General features: G+C 64.2%; 5 protein-coding genes and 1 pseudogene. 1 reads left to right on the plus strand and 5 read right to left on the minus strand.

The window, feature by feature from the left end; all coding sequences use genetic code 11:
- On the minus strand, window positions 1-1772 hold a 1772-nt coding region (locus tag AC1DT3_RS09345), incomplete at its 3' end, for a pseudouridine synthase (RefSeq protein ID WP_477464979.1).
- 40 nt (window positions 1773-1812) lie between these two features.
- Between AC1DT3_RS09345 and AC1DT3_RS09350 the strand changes: the two genes are divergently transcribed.
- Window positions 1813-2286 carry a nucleoside deaminase gene (locus AC1DT3_RS09350; RefSeq protein ID WP_477464983.1) on the plus strand — a complete coding sequence of 158 codons (474 nt, stop codon included), beginning with the start codon at window positions 1813-1815 and terminating at the stop codon, window positions 2284-2286.
- A gap of 22 nt (window positions 2287-2308) precedes the next feature.
- On the opposite strand, the gene AC1DT3_RS09355 is transcribed toward AC1DT3_RS09350, so the two are convergent.
- The 4 genes and pseudogenes from AC1DT3_RS09355 to AC1DT3_RS09370 all read right to left on the minus strand — a co-directional run.
- A complete protein-coding gene (locus AC1DT3_RS09355) occupies window positions 2309-4033 on the minus strand; it encodes a calcium-binding protein (protein ID WP_477464980.1) in 1725 nt (574 codons plus the stop codon).
- Window positions 4034-4145: 112 nt separating this feature from the next.
- On the minus strand, window positions 4146-5057 hold the full coding sequence (locus AC1DT3_RS09360; protein WP_477464981.1) for an alpha/beta fold hydrolase: 912 nt from the start codon (window positions 5055-5057) through the stop codon (window positions 4146-4148).
- Between the two features lie 45 nt (window positions 5058-5102).
- Window positions 5103-6380 (minus strand): phosphoribosylamine--glycine ligase, encoded by a 1278-nt coding sequence (gene purD / locus AC1DT3_RS09365; RefSeq protein WP_477464982.1) that lies wholly within the window; start codon window positions 6378-6380, stop codon window positions 5103-5105.
- Between the two features lie 97 nt (window positions 6381-6477).
- Window positions 6478-6745: pseudogene (locus AC1DT3_RS09370) on the minus strand (calcium-binding protein); the annotation flags it as partial.

The raw sequence follows: 6745 nt of genomic DNA on the forward strand, positions 1-6745 counted from the left end.
GTGCTGACGAGGCGCTCTACCCGGACCTTGCGGCCTTCCGTTTCGATGGCGCCGACGCGCTCGCGCTGGCGCTCGCCGCTCGCGGCCCGGGCTTCCTTCGGATCGGCCCCGCGGCGCGGGGTCTTGCGACGGGGTGAATCTGGATCCTCGCCGGCTCGCCAGATGCTGTGGCGCGGTTCGAGGCGCGAGGGGCGCTTGCGCTCCGGCTCGGCCGATCGCTCGTCGCGGTCGGGACCACGCCGGAACGGCCGCTCGCCTTCGTCCCGCCGACGCGGACGCTCGTCGCGCCGCTCCCGGTCAGGACGATCGTCGCGTTCCCGCCGTTCGGGGCGAACACTGCGTTCCGTCCGCTCCGCCTTCTTCGGCGAACCGAAGGGAGCGATAGGTTCGCGCACGGGGCTCTCGAAATCGACACCGGCCTCGGCAGCGAGCGCGGCGCCGAGCTGGTCCCTGAGAACCTTCGTACGAACTTCCTCCACCAATCCGTCTTCCAGGTCGCCGAGCTGGAATGGACCGAACGAGAGGCGAATGAGGCGGTTCACCTGGAGGCCGAGATGCTCCAGGATCCGTTTGACTTCGCGGTTCTTGCCCTCGCGCAGGCCGAGCGTGATCCAGGCGTTGTCGCCCTGTACGCGATCGAGCCGTGCCTCGACGGGGCCGTATTCCATGCCGTCGATGGTCACGCCGTGGCGCAGGCCATCGAGATCCGCCTGATTGACCTCGCCATGGGCGCGCACCTTGTAGCGACGCAGCCAACCGGTATCCGGGTGGGCGATGGTGCGGGCAAGGCCGCCATCGTTCGTCAGAAGCAGAAGGCCTTCCGTATTGATGTCGAGACGTCCGATCGCCACCACGCGGGGCATGTCCTCGGGCAGGTTGTCGAAGACCGTCGGCCGTCCTTCCGGATCGCGCGCGGTCGTCACGAGCCCACGCGGCTTGTGGAACAGCCAGAGGCGGGTGCGCTCCTTCATGGGAAGCGGCTCGCCGTCGATCGTGATCTTGTCGGCTGTAGTGACGTTGATGGCGGGCGAAGTCAGGACTTCCCCGTTCAGGGTCACCCGACCCTCGGCGATCATCGCTTCGACGTCACGGCGCGAGGCGACACCTGCGCGGGCGACGACTTTGGCGATACGTTCCTCGGTCGGTTCAGCGGGGACGATTACCGTCTCGGTCGCTGCGGTCTCATGGTCTCGATGCGGGCGATCCTCGCCCGGACGCTCGAAACGGCGCGGGCGATCGTCGTCGCGACGGCCTTTGAACGGACGTGAGCCATCGTCGTCACGGCGGGCACGGAAAGGACGGTCGCCCTCCTCGCGCGGCTTGCGCGGGCGCTCATCGTTCCCACGGGTCAGCCACGGCTTGGCATCGCCCCGCTCGCGGGTGCGGAACGGTTGCGCTTCACCTTCGCGCTTCGGGCGAAACGGCTTGTCACCATCGCGGCTGCGGAAAGGGCGGTCACCACCCTCGCGAGCGCGGAAAGGCTTGGCGTCGCCCTCGCGCTTCGGCCGGAAGGGTTTGTCGCCATCGCGGCTACGGAAAGGCCGGTCGCCACCCTCGCGGGCGCGAAAAGGTTTTGCGTCGCCTTCGCGGGCGCGGAAAGGTTTGGCGTCGCCTTCGCGGGCGCGGAAAGGCTTGGCGTCGCCGTCACGCTTCGGGCGGAACGGCTTATCGCCTTCGCGGCGAGGCCGGGACGGCCGGTCGTCGGAAGTGCGGGGGCGGGCGGGGCGACCGCGTGGACGGCCCCGGTCGTTATCGTCGTTGCTGTCGGTCATGGGAGCCTGATAGCAGAGGAGCTGTTAAGAATCGAGCATGATGGCAGACAACGGCACAAACAAGATCGGCACCCAGATAGACGGGCTCAGCGCGGCCTTCGACGAGGCACGGGCGGCGGCGGCGCGCGGCGAGGTTCCGGTGGGGGCGGCGATCGTCAAGGACGGCCGGATCGTCGCAGCAGCCGGAAACCGCCCACGCGAACTCAACGACCCGTCCGCCCACGCGGAGATGCTGGCGATCAGACAGGCGTGTGGTGTGCTCGGTGACGAGCGGCTCCCAGGATGCGACCTCTATGTGACGCTCGAGCCCTGCACGATGTGTGCGGCGGCGATTTCTTTTGCGCGCATCCGACGGGTCTATTTCGCCGCCTACGATCCGAAGGGCGGCGCCGTTGAAAGCGGGGTGCGGTTTTTTCACCAGCCGACCTGCCACCACGCACCCGAGGTCTATGGTGGCATCCGGGAGAGTGAGGCGGCGGCGCTCTTGAGAAGCTTTTTCGAAGGGCGCCGCTGAGCCGATTATTCAACTCGCCTGGTCAGACGATGTAAAAGTCCTTGTAGGACATGCCTTTGATTTTCTTGTCGAGCTGCGCAATCTGGATCTGCTGCTGCGCGCCGTTGCCGTCCATGTCGAAAAACAGCTTTCCGGACTTGCTGTCGAAAATCACGCGGTCGGACGGGTCGTGCGCCTTGGTGCCGATGTAGAAGGCGTCTTTCTTCAACGTGCCGGCCTTCAGCTTGGTGAAGATCTTGTTTTCGAGCTGCATCGTGTCGTCCTTCGGTGAGAAGGCCAGGACCTTGTCGATGTTGGCGTTCTTCTTCTTGGCGACCGCCGTGTCGAACAGAAAGACGTCGTTCCCTGCGCCGCCGTCGAGCGTGTCTTTACCCAAGCCGCCCACGAGCTTGTCGTTGCCCAGACCGCCCGAGAGGTTGTCGTTTCCGGTTCCGCCGATGACGGTATCGTTGCCCGCGCCCCCGTCCAGCGTGTCGTTGCCGCCGAGCCCGTCGAAAATTTCGTCGGCAGCGGTGCCGGTATGCGCATCGTGGCCGGGCGTCGCTGTCCAGGCTTTCGTGCCGGTCCCAGTCCCTGTCCCTCCATCGCCGGTACCCGTGCCCGGATCCGGCGGCGGCGTCGTCACACCACCGGGACCGAAATACTCCGTCATGAACGCGAAGCCAGCTTCGCCGGTATTGGTCCAGCCGACGACGAAATTGCCGTTGGCGAGCGGCATGATGGACGGATTGTATTGATCGCCGGCCGTGGTCGTGCCGACCGAGATCGTATCCTGCAGGATGGTGCCGTCCGCTTTCGCTGCCGCAACGTAAGTATTGTCATCGCCATTCAGCCGCGCCTGGAACACCAGTGCGAAGCCGCCGCCGGCGAGCGGCTCGATGTCGGGTTGGCCCTGAATCTCGCCCGCCGGCTTCGAGAACAGGATCGGTCCGCCAACAAGCGTTCCATCGCCATTGAAGGCTTGCGCGCGCATGACGGCCGCGCCTGCTTCCGCGTCCTCCCATACGGCGACGAATTGGTTGTTGCCGAGCGAGCAGATGCCAGGGTTGATCGGCGCGATGCTATCGACGATTCCGAGGTCGATGTTCGGTCCTTGGGTTTCGGTTATCGGGTCGTAGATCAAGGCGATGATGGGAGTCTGCGTCTCACCCGCGTTGGCAAGAACGGCGACGATGCTTCCATCGGCGATCCCCGCCGTTGCGATCCTGTCGCTATCCGGCGAATCGTGAATGAAAAAGCCTTCTTGAGCCCACGTGCCGGAGGGAGCGGTGACGATCCCCTCGTAATGGCCTGGCCCCTCGTCAGTCGCGCCGTCGTAGAGCACCGAGAAGCCACCATTCGTGAGGGCTTTGATCGAGACCGGCGTAGCGTTCTCGACGCTCTCATCACTGATTCGAATGACGGTTCCGGACGGATTGTGGGCGATGTCGAGAATCTGACCTTCGACGAACTTTCCGGCAGAGCCGGATTTGCTCCACGCGACCACCGTCCTGCCGTCGGCAAGCGTCACCGCGACGGGCGCCGAATAGCCGACGTCCGCAGCCGTTTGAAAAAGCGCCTTACCCCGCAGGACCGAGCCGTCTGGCCGGAAGATCTGGGTGTAGAGATAGCCGACGGCTTCGTTGCTCATTTCCGCCCAGACGGCGAGAAAGTTGCCGTCGGCGAGAGTGGTGAGGCTGCCTGCGGTCGCAAACTGATTGCCCGGCGCGAAAGTGCTGAAATTGACGTTGTGGGGAAGCGAGGGCATCGGTCAGACCTTTTGAGATGTCATCACGTTGCGTATCCGCTTCCGTCTCCTTTTCAAAGGGGGATGCGCGGCATCGGCCATCTCCGGGTGATGCAGCGCACACCTTTGGGTGTCAGGCGACACCCAGAAAGGGTCTCATCGCCGCGAGCGTCGCCGACGGATTCTCCTCAGCAACGAAATGGCCCGATTTCACGCTCGATCCGATTGCATCGGGAGCAAAGGTATTTTTCCAGATTTCGAGCGGTGAAACGTCATCCCCGCTTGTGCCACGCACAAGGTAGAAATCGCTCCAGATCACTTGCGTCGGGCACCGAATTGACTTGCGGGCGGCGAGGTCCTCCTCGTCTGCAGCAAGGTCCAGCGTCGCGCCGGCACGATAATCCTCGCAGAAGGCATGGATGCGTGAGGGCTCGTTGCAGCTCATGCGATAGGCGCTGAGGGCCCGTGGATCGAACGCGTCGAGCGTTCCATTGCCGGACCACTTTTGCATGAGGCCCGCGAAGTAGGGCCAAGGATCGCGCCCGATTTCCTTTTCGGGTTTCGGCGCCGGCTCGGACAGGTAGGCCCAATGGGCTGCCGGGACGCGTCCCGCCTTCATCTGCGCCCAGACATGGAACGTCGGCAGGATGTCGAGCAGAACCAGCCGCTCGACCCGTCCCGGATGATCGAGCGCCAACCGATAGGCGACTCGCGCGCCGCGATCATGCCCCGCGACTGCGAAATGAACATGTCCGAGGGCTTCCATGACGGCAATCACGTCCCGCGCCATCGCCCGTTTCGAATAGGTCTCGTGCGACGGGTCGCCTTTGGGCGCCGACGACCAGCCATAGCCGCGCAGATCCGGACACACGACCCGATGCGTTTCGGCCAATGCCGGCGCGAGCCGATGCCACATGACGTGCGTTTCCGGAAAGCCGTGCAGCAGAATGAGCGGAGGGCCATTTCCCTTCGAACGCGCAAACACGCGACCGATCTCAGTGTCGATCCAGTGGGATTCGAAATCCGGGAAGAGATCGTCGCTCATGGAGCCTCCTGCGTGTGACCTCACATAGCGGCGCTTTTGGCTTTTTCAGCCCCGTTCGCGCGCGACGGCGCGCCAACCGATGTCGTGGCGGCAAAAGCCGCCCGGCCAATCGATCTTGGCGACGGCTTCGTAGGCGCGCACTTGCGCTTCGCCCACCGTGCGGCCCGTGGCGGTCACGTTGAGCACCCGGCCGCCATTGGCAACGAGCCTATCGCCTACCTGCTTCGTGCCTGCATGAAAGACGATCGTTTCAGGCACCGTTTCTGCGGCCTCGACGCCGCGGATCTCGGAGCCTTTCTCGACAATACCCGGATAGCCGTTCGCGGCCATGACGACAGTCAGAGCGACCTCGTCGGACCAACGGAGCGAAATGGTGTCGAGCGCGCCATCGCAGGCAGCGAGGAGGGCGGTGACGAGATCAGACTTGAGCCGCGGCAGCAGCACCTGCGTCTCGGGGTCGCCGAACCTAGCATTGTATTCGATCAGTTGCGGGCCCTGTTCGGTGAGCATCAAACCGGCGTACAGAATGCCGGAATAGGGCGTGCCACGGGCGCGCATGCCGGCAAGCGTCGGTTCGATGATGTCGCGCATCACGCGGGTCTGCATGGCGTCGTCCAGGACGGGCGCCGGCGAATAGGCGCCCATGCCGCCCGTATTCGGCCCTTTGTCGCCGTCGAGGACGCGCTTGTGATCCTGCGCCGTTCCGAATGGGAGCGCCGTCGCACCGTCGCACAGCGCGAAGAAACTCGCCTCCTCGCCATCGAGAAATGCTTCGACGACAACCTCCGCGCCGGCTTCGCCCAGGCCGCCCGCAAACATCATGTCGACTGCCGCTTCGGCCACCTCCAACGATTGCGCGACGACGACGCCCTTGCCCGCGGCCAATCCGTCGGCCTTGACGACAATGGGAGCGCCATAGCTGCGAATGTAGGCTTTGGCCGTCTCGGCGTCCTGAAACCGTCGATACGCTGCAGTCGGGATGGAGAATTCCGCGCACAGGTCCTTGGTGAACGCCTTTGAACCTTCGAGCTGCGCCGCGGCTTTGCTGGGTCCGAACGCTTTGATGCCGGCGCGCTTCAGGTCGTCGACCAAACCGGCGACGAGCGGCGCTTCGGGGCCAACCACCACGAAATCGATCGCCATCAGTCGGCAGAATGCGACGACGGCCGCGTGGTCGGTCACGTCGATCGTGACGTTCTCGCCGTGTTGTGCCGTGCCGGGATTGCCTGGCGCAATGAAGAGCCGGTCGCACAGAGAACTCGCCGACAAGCTCCACGCCAGTGCATGTTCGCGGCCGCCCGATCCGATGAGAAGAATGTTCATGGCGCAGTCTCCGTGCTGGCTGCGCTCATAGCGGGCCGGGGCCGCTTCGGCCATCCCTAAATATGGCCGAAGCGAATGATGCGAGCGTGATCGGTGCTCAGATCACGAAGAAATCCGTATTGTTCAAATCGAGATGCCTGGGAAGCTTTATGATCTGGATCGGTTCCTTCTCTCCCGTGCCGTCTGGATCGTAGCTCAGGGCGCCGGTCTTCCTGACGTAGAGCACTCGGTCTTCGGCATCCTCGGCTTTGGGGCCCAGATGGAACGCGTCCTTCTTCAGTACGCCTTTCTTTCCGATCTTGGTGAAGATGCTCTTTTTCATGTGGATCGTGTCGTGTTCCGCGACATAATCCGGGATCGTGTCC

The sequence above is a fragment of the Microvirga sp. P4_G7 genome (genome assembly GCF_056401005.1).